The sequence below is a fragment of the Roseovarius sp. M141 genome (assembly GCF_024355225.1).
GTDB lineage: Bacteria > Pseudomonadota > Alphaproteobacteria > Rhodobacterales > Rhodobacteraceae > Roseovarius.
Window position 1 is genome coordinate 1,363,418 of the sequence record NZ_VCNH01000008.1, and the last position, 19,382, is coordinate 1,382,799.

Annotated in this window: 19 protein-coding genes; 15 read left to right on the forward strand and 4 right to left on the reverse strand. The window is 61.9% G+C overall.

Annotated elements, in window-relative coordinates; translation table 11 throughout:
• The first annotated feature begins 6 nt into the window (after positions 1-6).
• Positions 7-1,350, forward strand: a complete 1,344-nt coding sequence (locus FGD77_RS10685; protein WP_255009377.1) for an FMN-binding glutamate synthase family protein — start codon at positions 7-9, stop codon at positions 1,348-1,350.
• An 87-nt stretch (positions 1,351-1,437) separates the two neighbouring features.
• Positions 1,438-2,793: a type III glutamate--ammonia ligase gene (glnT, locus tag FGD77_RS10690; protein WP_255009380.1), complete on the forward strand. Its 1,356-nt coding sequence runs from the start codon at positions 1,438-1,440 to the stop codon at positions 2,791-2,793.
• Between the two features lie 92 nt (positions 2,794-2,885).
• On the opposite strand, the gene FGD77_RS10695 is transcribed toward glnT, so the two are convergent.
• Entirely contained in the window at positions 2,886-3,542 is a 657-nt protein-coding gene (locus FGD77_RS10695) for an XRE family transcriptional regulator (RefSeq protein ID WP_255009382.1), read from the reverse strand.
• Between the two features lie 398 nt (positions 3,543-3,940).
• On the opposite strand from FGD77_RS10695, the gene FGD77_RS10700 reads away from it, so the two are divergent.
• The 5 genes from FGD77_RS10700 (at position 3,941) to FGD77_RS10720 (ending at position 9,868) form a co-directional block, all read left to right on the forward strand.
• The gene (locus tag FGD77_RS10700) at positions 3,941-4,882 is read left to right on the forward strand and encodes an ABC transporter substrate-binding protein (RefSeq protein WP_255009385.1); all 942 of its coding nucleotides are present in this window, start codon (positions 3,941-3,943) and stop codon (positions 4,880-4,882) included.
• Between the two features lie 77 nt (positions 4,883-4,959).
• The gene (locus tag FGD77_RS10705) at positions 4,960-5,979 is read left to right on the forward strand and encodes a glycine betaine/L-proline ABC transporter ATP-binding protein (RefSeq protein ID WP_255009388.1); all 1,020 of its coding nucleotides are present in this window, start codon (positions 4,960-4,962) and stop codon (positions 5,977-5,979) included.
• Positions 5,979-7,955, forward strand: a complete 1,977-nt coding sequence (locus FGD77_RS10710) for a proline/glycine betaine ABC transporter permease (protein ID WP_255009390.1) — start codon at positions 5,979-5,981, stop codon at positions 7,953-7,955. Before FGD77_RS10705 ends, FGD77_RS10710 begins: the two co-directional genes overlap by 1 nt.
• A gap of 192 nt (positions 7,956-8,147) precedes the next feature.
• Positions 8,148-9,290 (forward strand): TauD/TfdA family dioxygenase, encoded by a 1,143-nt coding sequence (locus FGD77_RS10715; RefSeq protein ID WP_255009393.1) that lies wholly within the window; start codon positions 8,148-8,150, stop codon positions 9,288-9,290.
• Positions 9,287-9,868, forward strand: a complete 582-nt coding sequence (locus FGD77_RS10720; RefSeq protein ID WP_255009395.1) for an HD domain-containing protein — start codon at positions 9,287-9,289, stop codon at positions 9,866-9,868. Before FGD77_RS10715 ends, FGD77_RS10720 begins: the two co-directional genes overlap by 4 nt.
• A 47-nt stretch (positions 9,869-9,915) precedes the next feature.
• On the opposite strand, the gene FGD77_RS10725 is transcribed toward FGD77_RS10720, so the two are convergent.
• Entirely contained in the window at positions 9,916-11,358 is a 1,443-nt protein-coding gene (locus FGD77_RS10725) for an amidase (protein ID WP_255009398.1), read from the reverse strand.
• A 193-nt stretch (positions 11,359-11,551) separates the two neighbouring features.
• On the opposite strand from FGD77_RS10725, the gene FGD77_RS10730 reads away from it, so the two are divergent.
• The 8 genes from FGD77_RS10730 (at position 11,552) to FGD77_RS10765 (ending at position 16,568) form a co-directional block, all read left to right on the forward strand.
• Positions 11,552-12,280: a lysozyme inhibitor LprI family protein gene (locus tag FGD77_RS10730; RefSeq protein ID WP_255009400.1), complete on the forward strand. Its 729-nt coding sequence runs from the start codon at positions 11,552-11,554 to the stop codon at positions 12,278-12,280.
• A gap of 2 nt (positions 12,281-12,282) precedes the next feature.
• Complete coding sequence (locus tag FGD77_RS10735; protein ID WP_255009403.1) at positions 12,283-12,834, forward strand: hypothetical protein; 552 nt, start codon at positions 12,283-12,285, stop codon at positions 12,832-12,834.
• Positions 12,835-13,069: 235 nt separating this feature from the next.
• Positions 13,070-13,375, forward strand: a complete 306-nt coding sequence (locus FGD77_RS10740; protein ID WP_255009406.1) for a DUF2282 domain-containing protein — start codon at positions 13,070-13,072, stop codon at positions 13,373-13,375.
• A gap of 74 nt (positions 13,376-13,449) precedes the next feature.
• A complete protein-coding gene (locus FGD77_RS10745; RefSeq protein WP_255009407.1) occupies positions 13,450-14,301 on the forward strand; it encodes a DUF692 domain-containing protein in 852 nt (283 codons plus the stop codon).
• Complete coding sequence (locus FGD77_RS10750) at positions 14,285-15,040, forward strand: DUF2063 domain-containing protein (RefSeq protein ID WP_255009411.1); 756 nt, start codon at positions 14,285-14,287, stop codon at positions 15,038-15,040. Before FGD77_RS10745 ends, FGD77_RS10750 begins: the two co-directional genes overlap by 17 nt.
• A gap of 3 nt (positions 15,041-15,043) precedes the next feature.
• Positions 15,044-15,523: a DoxX family protein gene (locus FGD77_RS10755; protein WP_255009414.1), complete on the forward strand. Its 480-nt coding sequence runs from the start codon at positions 15,044-15,046 to the stop codon at positions 15,521-15,523.
• Positions 15,524-15,582: 59 nt separating this feature from the next.
• Positions 15,583-16,218, forward strand: a complete 636-nt coding sequence (locus FGD77_RS10760) for an RNA polymerase sigma factor (protein ID WP_255009418.1) — start codon at positions 15,583-15,585, stop codon at positions 16,216-16,218.
• Between the two features lie 98 nt (positions 16,219-16,316).
• The gene (locus FGD77_RS10765) at positions 16,317-16,568 is read left to right on the forward strand and encodes a zf-HC2 domain-containing protein (RefSeq protein ID WP_255009420.1); all 252 of its coding nucleotides are present in this window, start codon (positions 16,317-16,319) and stop codon (positions 16,566-16,568) included.
• Positions 16,569-16,654: 86 nt separating this feature from the next.
• On the opposite strand, the gene FGD77_RS10770 is transcribed toward FGD77_RS10765, so the two are convergent.
• Complete coding sequence (locus FGD77_RS10770) at positions 16,655-17,683, reverse strand: proline racemase family protein (RefSeq protein ID WP_255009421.1); 1,029 nt, start codon at positions 17,681-17,683, stop codon at positions 16,655-16,657.
• A 13-nt stretch (positions 17,684-17,696) separates the two neighbouring features.
• On the reverse strand, positions 17,697-19,373 hold the full coding sequence (locus FGD77_RS10775; RefSeq protein WP_255009425.1) for an aconitase X: 1,677 nt from the start codon (positions 19,371-19,373) through the stop codon (positions 17,697-17,699).
• Positions 19,374-19,382 lie beyond the last annotated feature (9 nt).

A 19,382-nucleotide genomic window follows, 5' to 3' on the forward strand; every position in this document is an offset into this window, starting at 1 on the left:
GCTGACATGAAAGACGATACACATAGCGTTCCGCGCACCGTTCCGATCCAGTCGGCCACTTTCTCGAACCCGACGAATGCGGAAATCCGCCGTGCCGCAGCGACCGGCATCTATGACATCCGGGGCGGTGGCTCCAAGCGCAAGCTGCCGCATTTCGACGATCTGCTGTTTCTCGGCGCGTCCATCTCGCGCTACGCGCTGGAAGGCTACCGTGAGAAGTGCGACACCAAGGTCGTGCTGGGCACCCGTTACGCCAAGAAGCCGATCGAGCTGGACATCCCGGTGACGATCGCAGGCATGTCCTTTGGCGCGCTGTCTGGCCCCGCCAAAGAGGCACTGGGCCGTGGCGCATCCATGGCCGGCACCTCGACGACCACCGGTGACGGCGGCATGACCGAGGAAGAGCGCGGCCATTCCAGCAAGCTGGTCTATCAGGTCCTGCCTTCGCGCTACGGCATGAACCCCGATGACCTGCGCCGTTGCGACGCCATCGAAGTCGTGGTTGGCCAAGGCGCCAAGCCGGGCGGCGGCGGTATGCTGCTGGGCCAGAAGATCAGCGACCGCGTCGCACAGATGCGCAACCTGCCCAAGGGCATCGACCAGCGTAGCGCCTGCCGCCACCCCGACTGGACCGGCCCCGATGATCTGGAAATCAAGATCATGGAACTGCGCGAAATCACCGCGTGGGAAAAGCCGATCTACGTCAAGATCGGTGGCACACGGCCCTATTTCGATACCATGCTGGCGATCAAGGCCGGTGCGGACGTTGTCGTTCTGGACGGCATGCAGGGTGGCACCGCCGCCACGCAGGACGTGTTCATCGAACATGTCGGTCTGCCGATCATCTCCTGCATCGGCGAGGCCGTTCGCGCGCTTCAGGACATGGATCTGCACCGCGAAGTGCAGCTGATCGTCTCGGGCGGTATCCGTGGCGGCGCGGACGTGGCCAAGGCACTTGCCATGGGCGCCGATGCGGTTGCCATCGGCACGGCTGCCATGATCGCGCTGGGTGACAACGACCCCCGCTGGGAGGACGAGTATAACGCGCTCGGCACCACTGCGGGCGCCTATGACGACTGGCACGAGGGCAAGGACCCTGCGGGTATCACCACGCAGGACGCCGAGCTGATGAAGCGGTTCGACCCGATCGCGGGCGGCCGTCACCTGAACAACTTCCTCAAGGTGATGACGCTGGAGGCGCAGACGATTGCGCGGGCGTGCGGGCACAACCACCTGCACAACCTCGAGCCCGAGGATCTTGTGGCGCTGACGATGGAAGCCGCCGCAATGACGAAAATCCCGCTGGCGGGAACCAACTGGTACCCCGGCAAGCCGGGCACCAGCTACTGATTGGAACCGGCCAAGGGGGGCGCGCACAATGTGGCGCGCCCTTTTTGCCATAGATATCCAAAAGATAATCAACAGGGATACCCGAACATGACAACAGATCAACTTGTTCAAGACTCGCAGATCAACCTTGAAAGCTGGGGCAAAGAACGCGGCATCAAGCAATTCATGGTTAACTTCACGGATATTCTGGGCATGCAGCGCACCAAGCTGGTCCCGATCCGCGCAATCGGCAGAATGCAAAAGGGCGGTGCAGGGTTCGCCGGCTTTGCAGGTGGCATGGATTACATGCCGTCCCATCCCGACATGCTGGTGATGCCCGACGCCGATGCCGTCGTTCAGATTCCGTGGCAGAAGGATCTGGCATGGGTTCCCGGTAACCCGGTCATGAAGAATGAATATTCCGCACAGGCGCCGCGCAACGTCCTGCGCAAGCAGATCGCCGACGCGGCCGAACTGGGCCTGCACTTCAAGATTGGCGTTGAGCCGGAGTTCTCTCTGCTGAACGCCGATGGCACGTCGGTCTCCGACGTTTTGGATAGCCGCACGAAGCCTTGCTATGACCAGCAATCGATGATGCGTAACTACCACATCATCAGCGAAGTCAGCGACTACATGCTGGAGATGGGCTGGGGCTGCTATCAGGCCGACCACGAGGACGCCAACGGCCAGTGGGAAATGAACTGGGACTTTGACGATGTTCTGCGGATGGCCGATCAGCTGAGCTTCTTCAAGTTCATGATCAAATACGTCGCGGAAAAGCATGGCATGCGCGCCAGCTTCATGCCCAAGCCGCTGCCGACGCTGACGGGCAATGGCCTGCACGCGCATATTTCTGCGTGGGACGGCACCGGCAAGGACGCCAAGACGAACCTCTTTGCCGGGTCAGGCGATACACCTGCCGGGCGTCACGGCCTGTCGGAAACCGCCGCGCATTTCCTGGGCGGTATGCTCAAGCACGGCACTGGCATGACCGTCATCTGCTGCCCGACAGTCAACAGCTACAAGCGAATCGGCGCCCCCAGCACAGCGTCCGGGGCGACATGGGCACCCAAGGATATCACCTGGGCGGGCGACAACCGCGTCCATCTGGTGCGTGTCCCCGGCGGCGGCCGTATGGAGCTGCGTCTGCCCGATGGCGCGACGAACCCCTATCTGATGCCTGCCGTGATCATGGCCGCAGGTCTTGACGGTGTCCGCAACAAGATCGATCCCGGCGACACCCACGACATGGACAGGGTCGTCGATGCCGACAAGGTGGTCGAGCCTGCGAAACTGCCGCAGAACATGCTGGACGGGCTGCGCAGCTATGAGGCGGACACCCAGCTGACCGAGACGATGGGCGAAGAGTTCTCGAAGTCTTTCCTCAAGCTGAAGCACCGCGAGTGGGAAAACTACATGACCCATTTCACCCAGTGGGAGCGCGACAACACGCTGGACATCTGACCGGCGACATTGTCACCACGACGCAGGAGCGGGCCGAAAGGTCCGCTCCTTTGTGTTTCGTCCAGCTCGTTTTGAACTCCGGTGTTTCGAACTCAGGTGTTTTGCGGGTAGCTGATGATCGACAGGTAGCGGCAGGGCAGGGTCACCAGCCGCTCCGGCCCGTGCGCGGCATCGGCGTCAAAAAACAGTGTATCGCCGGGCCGCAGGGGCACGACGGCATCGCCGTGCCTATAGTCCACAGCGCCCTCCAGCATATATATCGTCTCGATCCCGCCATGCTGGAACGTGGGAAAAGTGTCCGACGTATCGGTCAGCGTGATCAGGTATGGTTCGACGATGACGCCCGACCCATTCGATCCGATATGCCCCAGGAGGTTGTATTGATGCCCCGCGCGCGTGCCGTCGCGCTCCAGTTCGACCCCTTCGCCGGATTTGGTATGCACGCATTCGCGCGTCTCTTCGAAGCGGCGGAAGAATCCGGTGATCGGCACCCGCAACGCGTTCGCCAATGTCTGAAGCGTGGTCAGTGACGGCGATGTGTTGCCGTTCTCGATCTTGGACAACATGCCGATGCTGAGACCGGTCCGGGCCGACAATTCGGCGACCGTGATCTCCTGCTTGCGGCGATGCGCACGCAATTCGCGGCCAATGGCGATTTCCAGAACGTTTTCGCGGTCTTCCTTGGGGCCGCGATGGGGGTCTTGCGTCAACTTTGTCGCGCGGGCGGGCGTAATCTTTTCAATGTTCATTCAGCTTTCCGATGTAGCAGGCTGCGGATCCTTCGCGGTGGCGTTGTCTTCGGGGCCCTTCTGCGGGCCTTTGCAGGGTACGTGAAATTTCACTGACAGGACAAGAACTTTGCAACACAGTAAAAATTTTTTACCGAGGTCGCACAAGGACTCCCGACAGGATATCGTTCGACATACCTCTCGCTTCATGAGGTCAGTTCGGGCAGGGGCAATGGACAGGCGTTGCCAGCGTCGCAGAAAAAAACTTGACCCAGAGTGAAAACCTGCAAAACTAACCCCCCGGTCCGCACTGAAAAGGGTCAATACGAATCCTGTCGGACCAAAGATAATGAAACGGCGCCCGACAAATGGGTGTCACCGATGCGGCGATCATACGCTGCGCCAACTGGGAGATTAGAATGAAATACACCACAACGGCCCTCGCGGCCGCACTACTCGTTTGTGCGCCGATCACGGCCATGGCCGAGGACAGCAGCGACCCCATCGTCATTCCGATTCATAACTGGTCCTCGCAGATCGTCATGTCGAATGTCGTCGGGCAGATCCTGCAAGAGCGTGGAAATTACGTCGAATACGTCACCACCGACAGTCAGGCCGTCTACGAATCGATCCGCGTAGGCGATGTGACGCTTGAGATGGAAGTGTGGGAGGGCGCGTTCGGGGCCTCCTATCGTGCGGCGATGGAGAAGGGCGGCATCGTCGATGCCGGCGATCACGACGCCGTCACGCGCGAGGATTGGTGGTATCCGTTGTGGACCAAAGAGGCCTGCCCGGGCCTGCCCAGTTGGGAGGCGCTGAACGACTGCGCCGAGGTTTTCGCGACCGTTGAAACCGGCGATCAGGGCCGCTATCTGGACGGCCCCGTTGACTGGCTGAAGCACGGCAAGGAGCGGGTCGAGGCGCTGGACATGAACTTCACCGTGATCAACGCGGGCTCTGCCGCAGCGCTCTGGGCTGAAATCGGCGCGGCCGAGGCCGACAAGAAGCCGATCGTCGTGTTCAACTGGACCCCCAACTTTGCCGAGGCTGTGTGGCCGGGCGAATTCGTCGAATTCCCCGCGTGGGAAGAAGGCTGTGACACCGATCCCGCCGTCGGGCCGAACCCCGACGCGATGTATGACTGCGGCAATCCCGCCGACGGCTACCTGAAAAAGGCGGCATGGGACGGCATGGAGGAAAAATGGCCCGGTGCGTTCGACACGCTGACCAAAATTTCCTTTACCAACCCGCAGATCGCGGAGATGGCCAAGCTGGTCGACGTCGAGGACATGGAGCCCGAGGAGGCCGCAGCCGAGTGGCTGGACGCAAATCAGGATGTCTGGCAGCCCTGGATCAGCTGATCCTTGCCGTTTCGATCTGACACGTCTCAGGCCCCGCTCGACCAGATCGAACGGGGCCGTTTTGCCAAAGGTAGACAATGACCCAAAACACACCTGTCATCTCTTGCCAGAATGTCTGGAAACTGTTCGGCCGTGACCCCGAGACATATCTTGCCACACTTCCCGCCGGACGCGGCTACGAGGAAATCCACGCCGATGGCTATATCGCCGGCGTCAAGGATGTCAGCATCGAGGTGCATCGCGGCGAGATGCTGGTGATCATGGGTCTGTCGGGGTCGGGGAAATCCACGCTGGTGCGCTGTTTCAGCCGCCTGCACGACATTACCGGCGGTATCATCACCGTCGAAGGGCAGGACGTGATGAAGCTGTCCGAGCGCGAACTGATCGAGCTGCGCCGTTCGAAAATGGGCATGGTTTTCCAGTCCTTCGGGCTGCTGCCGCACCGAACGGTGCTGGACAATGTCGCCTTCCCGCTGGAAATGCGGGGGCAGGATCGCCACAAGCGCCGCGAGCGCGCGATGGAAGTCATCAAGCTGGTGGGTCTTGAGGGGCGCGAAGACTATTTCCCGCGCGAGATGTCCGGCGGCCAGCAGCAGCGGGTCGGCATCGCCCGCTCGCTCGCGATCGAGCCTGACATCTGGTTTCTGGACGAGCCGTTCAGCGCGCTGGACCCGCTGATCCGGCGTGAAATGCAGGACGAATTCCTGCGGCTTCAGTCGATGCTGGCGAAAACGATCGTGTTCATCACCCATGATTTTGACGAGGCGCTGCGCCTCGCCGACCGCATCGCCATCATGAAAAATGGCGCGGTCGAGCAATGTGATACCCCCGACCAGATCGTGCTGCATCCGGCCACCGAATATGTGCGCAAATTTACCGAAGAGATCGACAAGGCCCGCGTCGTGCATGCCAAGGTGCTGGCCAATCCAGAGATCACCGGCAGCGGCGATCCTGTCGATGCGGGCGCTACCGTCCACCAACTGGCGCAATTGCTGGTTCAGGACACGCGCGAGGCGATCCCGGTGGCGCGCGATGGCGTGGTCATCGGCGCCTTTCGCCGCAGTGACGCGCTGGACATTCTCGTGGGGTCGAATTGATGGCGGTACTGACCACCAATGCGGCTGCAGACCCCGGTTTGACCCGCCCGCGCGCGGCGTTGATCATGGTGGCGCTCGCCGTGGTCCTGACGGCGTTGCATTACGTCGGTGTCTTGCCTGATGTCCTGTACCGCCTGCCCGAAACGATGATTCCGCCCTTTGCCAAATGGCTGGATGTGGCGTTTAATTTCGTCAAGGATGATCTGGGCCTGCTGGCGCTGACGCGGTTTTTGACGCAGGGCCTGGAATGGTTGCTGGATATCACCGCGAACCTCTTTTTCGGTCAGCGTCGCTGGCCATACCTTGGCCCGATCCCATGGACGGCCATTGCCGCCGTCGCCGCCGTGGTCGGCTATTATCTGGGCGGCTGGCGCATGGCCCTGCTGGGCGGGGGCGTGTTCGTCTGGACTGCACTGATCGGCCAGTGGAAGATCGCGATGCAGACCGCGTCGGTGCTGGTCGTCGCGGCGCCGCTTGCGTTTGTCATCGGCCTTGGCCTCGGCATTGCCGCGTGGAAATACGCATGGGTCAGCCGCGCGATCAAGCCGGTGCTGTCGGTGTTGCAAACACTGCCATTTTTCACCTACCTGCTCCCGGCGGTCATCTTCTTCAAGGTCGGGCCGACGGCGGGCGCCGTGGCCACCACGATCTACGCCATCCCGCCGATGATCCTGATGACGACGCTGGGCCTGCAAAAAGTCCCGCACGAGGTGGTCGAGGCCGGCCATATGAGCGGCTGTTCTCGTTGGCAGCTTTTGCGCCACGTCTATCTGCCCTCGGCGCGGCGCGAGATATTGGTTGGCGTCAATCAGGTCATCATGCTGAGCCTTGCCATGGTCGTTCTGACCGCCTTTATCGGCATGCCCGGCCTTGGCGCGAAATTGCTGGCGATGATGGGCAGTTTCAAGCTGGGCCGTTCGTTCGAGATCGGCGTGACCATCGTGTTGATCGCCGTCATGCTGGATCGCATGTCCAAGGCATGGGTGATCAAGCAGCCCGAGCATTTCGTGCGCGGCACCCCTTGGTGGAAGCGGCACATCCTGTTGCTGACCGGCATAGGTGTCTTTGTTTTCTTCTGCGTCGTCGGCCAGTTCGTCGAGGTCGCCACCGATATCGGGCGCAAGCAGAATTTCAGCCAAGGCAGGGAAATCGACGATCTGATGAAGGGTTTCCTGGGGTTGGACTGGGTCAACGCGATCACTGGTTCGATCCGCTACTTCCTGAACGTCAAGGTGCTGATCCCCTTCCGTAACTTCATGCTCAGTATTCCGACACCTGCGTTTATCCTGCTCATCGCGGCCTTTGCGATGTGGCTGGGCGGGCGCAAACAGGCGTTGCTGGCGGCGTTGTTTTTCAGCCTCGTGGCGCTGTCGGGCTGGTGGGATCGATCGGTCATCACGCTTTATTCGGTGATTTCGGCGGTGACGCTGGCCATGATATTTGGCCTGCCGTTGGGCATCCTGGCCTCGCGCAGCGAAAAATGGTCGCGCCGGGTGCTGCTGGCCTGCGATACCGCGCAGACCTTTCCCAGCTTTATCTACCTGATCCCGGCGATCATGCTGTTTGGTATCACCGATGTGGCCGTCATCTTCTCGATCCTGATCTTTGCCATGGTGCCGCTGACGCGCTACACCATCGAAGGGCTGCGCACGGTCCCTGAGGAAATGACCGAGGCCGCCGACATGGCAGGTGCCACGCGGATGCAAAAGCTGTGGAAGGTGCAGCTGCCGCTGGCCCTTCCCACCATGGCCGTGGGGTTCAATCAGGCGATCATGTTTGCGTTCTTCATGGTGATCATCGCGGCCTTCATCGGCACGCAGGATCTGGGGCAGGAATTGCAGCGCACGCTGGCCGGCACCGACATGGGCAAGAATTTCGTTCTGGGTATCTGTGTGTCGCTGATGGCGCTGACGTTCGATCTGACGATCCTGAAATGGGCGAACGATCAAAAGAGGATGCTGGGTCTGGGCGAATAGCGCCGCCGCAACCGGCGATCATCTAACAACCCGCGTCGCCAGTGGCGGCGCGCACTTAATCTAGTGGACTCCGGTCCAGTGCTTTTTCCGGCATCGGCAGCACCTGATCACAGGCGCTGACAATCATGGTTGAGATTTTTTCTGCCTGTGGCACAGTCGGCCGCATCGATCCTGCTTAGCCCAGAGGCCGCCATGTTCCAAACCACAGTGTCGCCGGACGGCGACATAGTCACCCTGATCCGCGGCGACCAGCGCGCGCGATTTCATGCCATATGGCTGCGCGATAATGCGTGGGATCCGGAAACGCGCGCGCCTGGCAACGGCCAGCGCCTGATCGCGCTGCGCGATATCGATGCGCGCACGCACATCACCGATGCGCGTTTTGCCGACGGGCAGTTGCATCTCACTTTTGCCCCAGAGGGGCGCAGCATTGTCTATGATCCTGAATGGCTGATGACGCACCGGTATGACCGCAGCCACGACCGCACCGCTGGTTGGTTGCCTCGCGGGGTCGAAACGTGGGATGGGCGCCTGATGGACCATGTCCCGACCGGCGATTTCGCCACGGTCCGGAGCGACCCTGCCGCGCGGTTCGCATGGTTGGCCCAGATTGCGCGCTATGGCTTTGCCAAGCTGGAAAATGGCCCCGTCGAAGATGGCGCGTTGTTCAAGGTGGTCGATCTGTTCGGTCATATCCGTGAGACGAATTATGGCCGCAAGTTCGAGGTGCGCACCGAGGTGAACCCGACCAATCTGGCCTATACCGGCCTTGGGTTGCAGGCGCATACCGACAACCCCTACCGCGATCCGGTGCCGACGGTTCAGGTGCTCTATTGCCTCGAATCCACCGCCGAGGGCGGCGAGAACATGGTTGTCGACGGCTTTGCCGCCGCCCGGCGGCTGCGCGATGAGAATGCCGACTGGTTCGATGTACTCAGTCAGCATTGCGCGCGGTTCGAATATGCCGGGGAGGCCGGCGTGCGGCTGACATCGCGCCGTCCCATGATCGAGTTGGACCCCGATGGCGCCCTGCATGCCGTGCGGTTCAACAATCGCTCGGCGGCGGCGATCACGGATGTGCCGTTTGACGTGATGCCCAGCTACTACGCCGCCTACCGCCGCCTCGGGCAGATTATCGACGATCCGGGTATGGAGGTATCGTTCCGGCTGAAACCCGGCGAAAGTTTCCTGGTCGACAACACCCGCGTGCTGCATGCGCGCAAGGCGTATTCGGGCGCCGGAACCCGATGGTTTCAGGGCTGCTACGCCGATATGGATGGCGTGCGCTCGACATTGGCCGCGTTGCAGGACCGCCGGCCGGAGGCTGCGGAATGACGGATCAACTGACTTCCCAGACAATTGTGCCGTTTCTGGCGGGCATTTTCGAGCGGCGCGGCGGCGAGGAATATCTGGGCGAGCCGGTGACGATGGCCCAGCACATGCTGCAAGGCGCCGCACTGGCCGAGCAGGGCGCCATGCCCGAGCGGATCATCGTTGCCGCCCTGTTGCACGATATCGGCCACTTCACGTCCGAATTCGGCACCTATCACCCCGATGACACCCATGACCGCCACCACGAGGAGGCCGGAGCCCGGGTGCTGGAGGCGTTCTTTCCCACCGTCGTCACCGATTGCGTGCGCTACCATGTGGCGGCCAAGCGGTATCTTTGCGCGACAAAGCCCGAGTATTTCGGGCGCCTGTCCGCCGCATCGGTCCATACGCTGAACCTTCAGGGTGGCCCCATGAGTGCGGATGAGGTGGCCCAGTTCGAGCGTAATCCCAATCTGGAGGAGATCATTCAGGTCCGATATCTGGACGACGCGGGCAAGGATGCGGATATGGAAACGCCAGGATTCTCGCATTACGCGCCGATGGTGCAGCGCGTTGTCGATGCGCATTGCGGGGTGACGTAGGGGCCTTGCGAAACTGGGGAGGGGATTGCTTTGGCGGCGATCCTGCTTTAGCCCGCCACCGGATCAATCGGCCCCAGCGGGCCGCCCATCACCATCTCGACAAAGCGCGCGGCGGCCAGCAGGTCGGCCTCGCCGCGCGGTTTGCCGACCAGTTGCAGGCCCACCGGCATGCCGCGCGGACCCAGCCCCACCGGCACCGATATCGCAGGCAAGCCCGCCGTCGTAGCAAGGAAGGCAAAGCGCAGCCAGTCCATGTAGCCGGTCAGTGTCTGGCCATCTATCTCGCGCACCCATTCCTCGGATTGGGGGTGCGGCATGCAGCCGACCACGGGCAGGGCCAGCACGTCGAACCGGTCAAAGAACGCCAGCATCGCGTTGAAGATTGCCGTGCGCCCGACCTGTGCGTCGGCCACGTCTTGAATTGTCAGGCCTTCGCCAAAACGGGTGTTTTCCTCCAGCGTGGGCTTGAAATGCCGGCGCACCGCCGGGTCCATCGTGCGCGCTGCGGTGACCCAGCTGATACCGCGCAGGATATGATAGGTCCGCTCCAACCCGGTGACATCGGGGCAGGCCTCTTCGACGTTCGCGCCGCTGCGTTCCAGCTGCGCCATGGCATCGTTCAGGTGGGTCGCCATTTCTGCATCGACGGGACTGAAGCCGCCCAGATCGGGCGCGTATCCGATGCGCAGCCTGCCACTCGCGCGGCGCACGGCCTCTTGAAATGGTGCGTCCGGTGCCGGGTATGAGATGGGAAAACGTGGCTCGAACCCCGCCATCGTGTCCAGAAACAGTGCGCAATCGGTGACAGAGCGGGCCATCGGCCCCTGCGCGCTCTCGATCAGATATCCCGCATTCGGTGATGCGCCGCCCGCGCGGCCCGGTGTGGGGCGCAGTCCGACGATCCCGCAATAGGCCGCAGGCGTGCGCAACGATCCGCCGTGGTCGGACCCGTGGCTCAGCCACACCTCGCCCGTTGCCAGCCCCGCCGCGGCCCCGCCCGAAGAGCCGCCGGCGTTCAGTCTGGTATTCCATGGGTTCAGCGTCGGGCCAAACACATCGTTGAACGTATTGGCCCCGGCGCCCATTTCTGGCGTGTTGGTTTTGCCCACCACCAGCGCGCCGCGCGTCTCCAGCCGATCGACCAAGGGGTCGCTGGTGGCGGGGAAGAAATCGCGCAGGCCCTTGGTGCCGAAGGTGGTGCGTACACCGGCGACCGGGGTCAGATCCTTGATGCCGATGGGCAGTCCGCCCAGCCAGCCGGGCGCAGCCCTATCGCCGCCCTCCAGCGCAGCAATGGCCGCCTCGGCCCAGTCCCAGCAGGTGGTCGGCATCGCATTGATCTGCGGCTCGACCGCGTCGGTGCGGGCACGCGATGCGCCCACCAGATCACGCGGCGCGATGTCGCGCTTGCGCAGAAGGGCGACGATCTCATGCGCTTCACGCGCGCACAGGTCCGGCCCGGTGAACGGCGGGGATGCGTTTGAATTCATGGCATTCTCCGGCTCCGGCGCGCCGACGCGGCGCTTGTGCCAGAGTACTCAGGGGACGTGGCAAGGTGCAAGTGAGCGCGGCGCAGCGTGTCCAAGAAGCTTGATCGGGGCGCAAAACAACGACAATGTATAAGAGTTAGCATTTTATTAGACGAATGTAGGTTTTTAAGGAGTTTTTGGAAGGGATACTGATATGCGGACAGGCATTGTTTCGGTTTTTGCCATTTGCGTTAGCGCGGCTTTGACAGGGTCGGCTCAGGCGCAGGTCAGTATCAACGGTGGCCCGAGCTATTCCTGTGACGGGCGGCTGAATGCTTCGGAGAAACGGATTTGTGATGATCCGGTGTTGTCCACGCTGGACAGGAAAATGGTAGGCCACTTCCGGCGCGCCCTTGCCGGGCTCACGGCGCGGGGGCAGGCCAGATTGAAAGAGCAACAGCTTGTGTGGCTGCGTTGGCGCAACGCCTGTGACCAGCAAAGCCCGTGCCTGAGGCGCAGATACGAACAGCGCATCGCTGATCTGACCGGGGATAGCGGCGCGTCCGGCGGCGATGCCGCGAGCGGGCCAGCAGGCAGCGGAGTGATCGTGGAACGGCGGATCACGGACAACAAATATGAGACCGTGTACGGCGACGGTCGGATCGAATGGTATTCGGTGGACGGTGGGTCGCTGGGTACGGTTTTTCCCGACGGAACCAGTACGGTATCAGCCTTTGCACATTCGCCGGGCCCCGGGTTTCCCTCCTTGCCGGCAGCCAATCAGCAATGGGCCGATACGGTTGAAATCAGCCTGCTCAGCATGATCGACAGCTGGTTGTCGGCTGAGGATCAGGCGGAGTATCGCGGCATTGTCCAGAGCAAGCCGATCACCGACCGGGTGCTGGGGCATATCAGCGTCATCGGCCATCTGGCGGGGCGTTGAGAATGCTGAATGTGCTGCGCAGACTGATCGTGATCCTGAGCGCCCTGCTGATGCCAATGGCAGTGGCGGGACAGGAGGATGAAGCCACGCCGATGGGCGGTGTCCAGAGCGCCTTTGAGCAGGGTGCGGAAAGTCAGACCACGAACGTCGCCAGCGCAGCGCAGGGTGCGGGCAATGAAACGTTTTTCCCGCAGCTGCCCGACAATTTTGAACCGGACGCGCAAACGCTTGAGGCGATCCAGCAGGCGGTGCGCCAGTATTACCAGTACCGCGTGACGGCCTTTGGTCACCGCAACCGGCTGTTTGACTGGCAGCACACGTCGTCGATGATCATTTTCGGCGTGGTGATCGGTATCGTCTTGCTGGGGCTGTATTTTTCCTGGGTGCAGTTTCACAAGGACGAAAAGATATCGGACCATGTCACGACACTGGAGGCCACCAAGACCGGGATCAAGGTGTCCTCGCCCGTGCTGGGCGTGATCATCCTGATGATATCATTGCTGTTTTTCTATATGTACCTGATCTATGTCTACCCGGTTTTCGACACGTTCTAAGACGTGACGGGACCGGGGGTCAGATCGCGGACCCTTCCCGGAAAATCGATTGTGCGACGCCATGAAATGAAGTGGTCCGGCCAATCCCGCCAGCGGTTGATGCAAATGATGGCCAATCGTGCGGGTCATCCCCGGCATCACAGGTTCGCGAGGTACGTAACATTGTCACTCCTGAAGAGACCCTTTGACGTGGGTGAAAGAAATACCCTCGTTTAAACCGACATGGAGTGAGATTATGACAGCTATGAAAACGACCCTCGGTCTTGGTGCTTCTCTGGCCTGCGCGCTGAGCGTGATGGCGGCTGCACCGGCACAAGCACAAGACATGGAAAAATGCTTTGGCGTCGCCCTTGCAGGCGAAAATGACTGTGCCGCAGGGCCCGGCACAACCTGCGCCGGTACGTCGAAAGTGGATTATCAAGGCAACGCCTGGAGCCTGGTTCCCGCTGGCACTTGCGCCGATATCGAGCTGCCCGCCATGGACGACGAAACCGCGCGCTCGGGCTCTCTCGAAGCGTTGGAGCGCGACGTCCCCGCATAGGCCGGACCTCGCCGGACCGGACGGGGCAGCACAGTCCCGTCCGGGTTTGGAATTGACCCCACAGGGAGGAAACGATGACGAACCTACCGAATACAGTTGGCGTCGGGTTCAAGCCGGAGCATTTTGACGAAATTCACGCGCGCGCGGATCCTGTCGGTTTTTTCGAGGTTCACGCCGAAAATTACATGGGCGCCGGTGGCCAGCCCCATGCACATCTGACCGCTTTGCGAAATGACTTTGCGCTTTCCATCCACGGGGTCGGTTTGTCGATCGGCGGGTCCGGTCCGATTGACCGCGATCATCTTGGGCGGCTGCGCACGCTATGCGATCGCTACGAACCCGAAAGCTTTTCCGAACATCTGGCATGGTCGAGCCACGGGGTGGATTATCTCAACGATCTGTTGCCATTGCCTTATACGCCCGAAACGCTCGCGCTGGTCTGCGATCATATCGACGAGGTGCAGGAGGCGCTGGGGCGTCCGATGCTGCTTGAAAATCCGTCGACCTACATCCTGTTTGAGCAATCGAGCATCGAAGAAACCGAATTCCTGCGCGAAATCACGCGGCGCACGGGCTGCGGGCTGCTGCTGGATATCAATAATGTCTTTGTCACGGCGACCAATCACCGCAATGATCCGCGCGCTTATCTTGCCGGTTTTCCAATGGGGGCCGTGGGTGAAATTCATCTTGGCGGGCACGATACCGAAGACCTGCCCTCTGGTCCGCTGCTGATTGACGCACACAGAACCGCCGTGGCCGATCCGGTCTGGTCGCTCTACGCCGAGGTGATCGCGGCCTACGGGCCGCGCCCGACGCTGGTCGAATGGGATAATGACGTGCCCGCATGGCCCGTGCTACAGGCCGAAGCCGTGCGCGCGCAGGCATTGCTGGCCGCGAAAGGGGTGGAATATGGCCGCGCATCATGACCTCACGCGTCATTTTGACATGGGCCTGAAGACAGGCGCTGTCCCCGAAGGCGCCACCGCACGTGACCCAGCGGAAACAGCGCGGCGTTTCGCCGTTTATCAAAACAACGTTGCCCACAGCCTGACCGAGGCGCTCGGCGCGCGCTTTCCGGTCATCCGGCGGCTCGTGGGGGATGAGTTCTTTGGCGCGATGGCGCGCGTCTATGCGGAATCTAGCCGGCCGCGCACGCCCGTCCTTATTGACTGGGGCGATGATTTCGCCGCTTTTCTGGCCGCCTTCGAACCGCTGGCAGGCTACCCTTATATGCGCGATGTCGCGCGGATCGAATGGGTGCGGGGGCGCGCCTATCACGCGGCTGATTCCGCGCCGCTTGATCCTGTGGCTTTTGCGCAAGCGAACCCGTCCGATCTGGTTTTGCGCTTTCACCCATCGGTTCAGGTTCTGCGGCTCAAGACGCCCGCCGTATCGATCTGGCTCGCGAACCAGCCCGGCTCCGAATCCGGTCGCGCCCTGCCGCAGGGCGGGGAAATCGGGCTGGTCCTGCGCGATCAGAAATTCAGGGTTCCGGTCCTCGCGATCTGCGAGGGTGATGCGATCTTTGTGGAGCATCTATCAACCGGCGCCACTCTGCAAGTCGCTGCCGAGCTTGCGAACTGGGCAGATACCGATCATGACCCGCAGCCCATTCTCATCCGCTTGATGCAGGCGGGCGCATTCATAAAACGGGAAGGAACCTGATCCATGAAAACGCTTATCCGACGTTTGAACGGCCTGCTCAGCCACATTCCGGGCGATGTGGTCGCACTGGCCCTACGTGTCTTTCCGGCGATGGTCTTTTTCCAGTCCGGGCGCACCAAGGTCGACGGGCTGTTCTCGATCAAGGACTCGACCTATTTCCTGTTTCAGCATGAATATGCGTTGCCAGTTGTTCCGCATCAATTGGCCGCCGTGATGGGAACCGTGGCCGAGCATGCCCTGCCGGTGCTGCTGATCGTCGGCCTGTTGGCCCGTTTTTCGGCCCTTGGGCTGCTGGGCATGACATTGGTGATCCAGACATTCGTCTATCCCGGTGCGTGGATCACCCACGGGCTCTGGGCGGCGGCGCTGTTGCCCACGGTGGCCTATGGTCCGGGGCGGCTGTCGCTGGATCATCTTTTGGGGCTCGATCCGCAATCCAGGCCCCGCGGCAGCCGGAGGAAAAGCCAGGCTGTCGCAAGGTAGGCTATACGCTGGAAACCAAATATTCCGGTGATCTGCGCGCTTTCAACTGGACACATGGAATGTTTGTTCTGTTTACTTCGGCGATGAGTGTGACGCGAGACATTGATCAGGAAACGCAGATTGTTGCGCTGTTGGCCACGGCTGATCCCGACGCCTTTGAGACAGTCTATCGAAGGTACAACGGATCAATGCTGCGTCTGTGTGGCAGCATCGTGAAAAACCACGCAACCGCCGAAGAGATCGCGCAAGATACCTGGGTTGCGGTACTGACGAACATTTCGAAATTCGAGGGCCGCTCGTCGCTGGCGGGCTGGATATATTCCATATTGGTAAACAAATCGCGGACACGGCTCAAACGCGATGGCCGTAGCATTTCCTTTGACGAACACGGCGACGATGGCGGGCTACAGGCCGCGTTTGACGGGAAAGGGCGTTGGAAAAACCTGCCCGAGCTATGGGACGAACTGACACCAGAGCGCATTGTCGCGGGCAGGGCCGTTGTGGCCCATATCGCAGACGCGATTGAAACACTGCCGACGGCGCAGCGCGCCGTGCTGATCCTGCGCAGCCAGAAAGATCTGGACCCGATCGAGGTATGCGAGATTCTGGATATCACCGAAGGGAACATGCGCGTCCTGCTGCATCGCGCGCGCCTTGCCATGCGAAAGACACTAGATGATCTGCAAAGACCATAGGAATTTCAGGAGTGCTGACGAGGTTTTGAATTTTACCTGTAACACTTTTCTGAATCGGCGGTCCCACTAATACGAGGGCCGAAACAAGGGTGACCCGGATGCTAAGCTGTAAGGAAGTTGTGGAACGTGCAAGCGCGCTGATCGACGACGATCTGTCGATATGGGCAGCCCTTCAGATGCGATTTCATTTGGCGATGTGCAAAGGCTGCGGCGCGTTTATCGCGCAGATGCGCGCGACCGCACGCATCACAGAGGCTGCGGCCAACACATTGCCTGACGAGTCAGCGGATGATGAGCGTATGCTGGACATCCTGTCCCGCGTTCACAAAAAAATGCACTCAGGCAGCTGACGCCGGTCCTCCCGTTGTGAAACCTGGCCCCGTCGCGCAGTTTTCAGGTCTCTCCCTCGCGCAATATGACCCCTCGCCTCTGGGTATCAGCGCGCGCCCCAGGTGTCCGGCAGACGGTAGCCTTCGGGCCAGGGGTCGCCCGGGTCCAGCATGTGCTGGTGAATGCCGGTGATCCAGCCGCGCCCCGATAGTTCGGGGTGAATGGCGGGGCGCTCGCCCACTGTCGTCTCGCCCAGAATACGCCCGGTAAACTCGGACCCGATGATGGAAACGGTGGTCAGGCGGTCGTCCATCCCCATTTGTCCACGCGCATGCAGCACCGCCATCCGCGCGCACAGCGCCGTGCCGGTGGGCGAACGGTCGACCTTGCCCGGCTGGACCGCGACGGCAGCGCCCGCGCGCAGATCGCTTCCGTCGCGCGTTACCGGCCCGGCGAAAAGACAGAACGAGAAGTGAGTCCAATCCGGGTTTTCCGGGTGGCGGAATGTCAGCGCCTTGTTCGCGGCATTGGTGATGCGCACGCCCATCCGTGCGATCTCATGCGCTTCGGATGTGTCCAGTTTCAGCCCCATCGCCGTGGCGTCGACGATCACGAAACTATCGCCGCCATAGGCGGTATCGACGGTCAGCGTGCCCAGCCCGTCGACCTCCAGCGGCACATCCAGATCGGCGGCAAAGCTGGGCAGGTTCTGCACGAAAATGCGCTGCGCCTTGCCGTCCTTGCACTCGGCCCGGACAGCGACCAGCCCACCGGGCGCCTCGAGCGTCAGGTGGGTTTCAGGCTCGGTCATGGGCAGGATGCCACCGTCCAGTAGAACGGTCGCCACGCAGATGGAATTGGACCCGCTCATGGGTGGGGTATCCTCCGGCTCCATGATGATGAAGGCGGCGTCGGCATCGGGGTTCTTGGGCGGGACCAGCAGGTTGACGTGGCGGAAAACGCCGCCGCGCGGTTCGTTCAGGACGAAGTTGCGCAAGGTGTTATCGCGCGCGATCCAGCGGCTCTGCTCCCAGATCGTGTCGCCGGGCGGAGGCGCAACGCCGCCAACGATGACATCGCCCACCTCGCCCTCGGCATGGGCCGAGATGACATGGATGGTTTTGCTGCTACGCATGTGTTTATTCCTTTTAGACAAGCCAGATGGGTAAATTGGTGGGTGCTTTCCCTATAACAGCAGCTTCTGTGCAATCCTGCAGGCTGCCGAAACGGACCTTGCGGCCCGACAGGCCCGGCCCGTAATGGGCGTATTTGCCGGAATTGGTAAGAACGGTGCGCGCCTTGGGCGGAAAGACCGGCTCGGAAATCGAACACCAGCAGATGTCGGGAACGACCTGCACGCCAGAGGTTTCAAGCGCCGTTAATGTGCCATCCGCGCGGATCGCGTCCAGCACGTTCTGGCCCACGGTGACGATGACGTGGGTGCCGTCGTGGCGGCGGCGTCCGTCTAGCGCGGCAGCCAGAGCGCGGCATTCAGTATGCGAGAAATGCGGACTGCCAAAGGCGATCAGATCGACCTTGGCACTGCCTGCGTTGAAGCCCTGCCAGACCTCGGCCAGATCGGCGCGGCCTGCGCGGAATATGTCCGCGCCGGGCGCCAGCGCCCCGTCGGCCTCGGGCGTAATGCCCGCGACGTGCAGCATCGGCGCCGCAGAGGTGGTGCCGAACGCGGCGCAAAGCGCCTTGAGATCGTCCTCGGAAGGGGTGGTTCCTTCAAGCCCCCGCAACAGCGGGATGCGGTCGGGCGACAGGCGCCCGGCCAACCAGCCCAGCATGGGCCAGAGGGCATCGTCATGGGCGTCCGGCAGATCAATCTCGATCACCCGGCGCGCGGCGCGGGGGGCGTCGAGGTAGACACCGGACAGGGGCGCGCGGCCGGTCAAGGCGATGCACAGGTCCAGAAAATCCGGATGCTTGACCGTGCGCGCGCCCAGCACGGTGTTGGCATAGACGACGGCGTTGGATTCGGCCCATGCAATTGCCTCGCCCTTCTTTGGCGGGTCCATCAACAGGTACGGCGCGCAGGTGAAGCTGGGGCGCGCGCCCATCTGGACATAGGCATCGGCCAGTTGCTGCGCCGGGTTGCCGAAGATTGGCGGCACGCCTTGACTGCGCCAGTTGACGTGATCGACGGAAATGGCGTTCATCGTGGTCGGAATGCGCACCTGCGCGCCCATATCGGCCATCTTTTGGGCGAAGCGCAGGTTGGCGGGGCTGGCATAGATGCAGCCGTCGATATGCGCGCGGGTGACGTCTATCAGGCTCGTGGCGCCTTGCGACGTGCCCATGGTGCAGATCGTCTGCATGGCCAGTTGCGCCACATCGCCCTCGCGCCCATCCAGCATGGCGCGGTCGGCCTCGCTCAGGTCCAACTGATCGGCGCTGAGCGGCTCCAGCGTCAGTGACAGGCCATCGGCCTCCAGGTGGGTGGCCGTGATACGCGCGTCGGGGAGGGCGGCCAGCACCTCATAGTCATCCGGCTCCAGTCGCAGCACGGCCAAGGGCCGGTCGAACATCCGCCCGGCCAGCAGCGCGCCAAGCGTCAGGATGTCCTCGGCCTCGCGGAATATCAGCGCGGCGGGTGCGTGGCCGTTCAGGGCCAACTCCAGCAGCACACCGGACCCGGTGCAGGAGCCCCGGCTGGTCGGCATCATCACCAGTTTGCCGGCAAGGGACTGACCGCAGGCCGGGTGGTGTGCGTCGATCACCGTGCCGGTGGCCGGGTCGATCCCGCCCCAGAAGCTGAGGCCCTCGGGCAGGGCCAGAACCGGGCCCGCAGCCTCGGCGGGAACGATGAGATGCGCCATGTTGGCCCT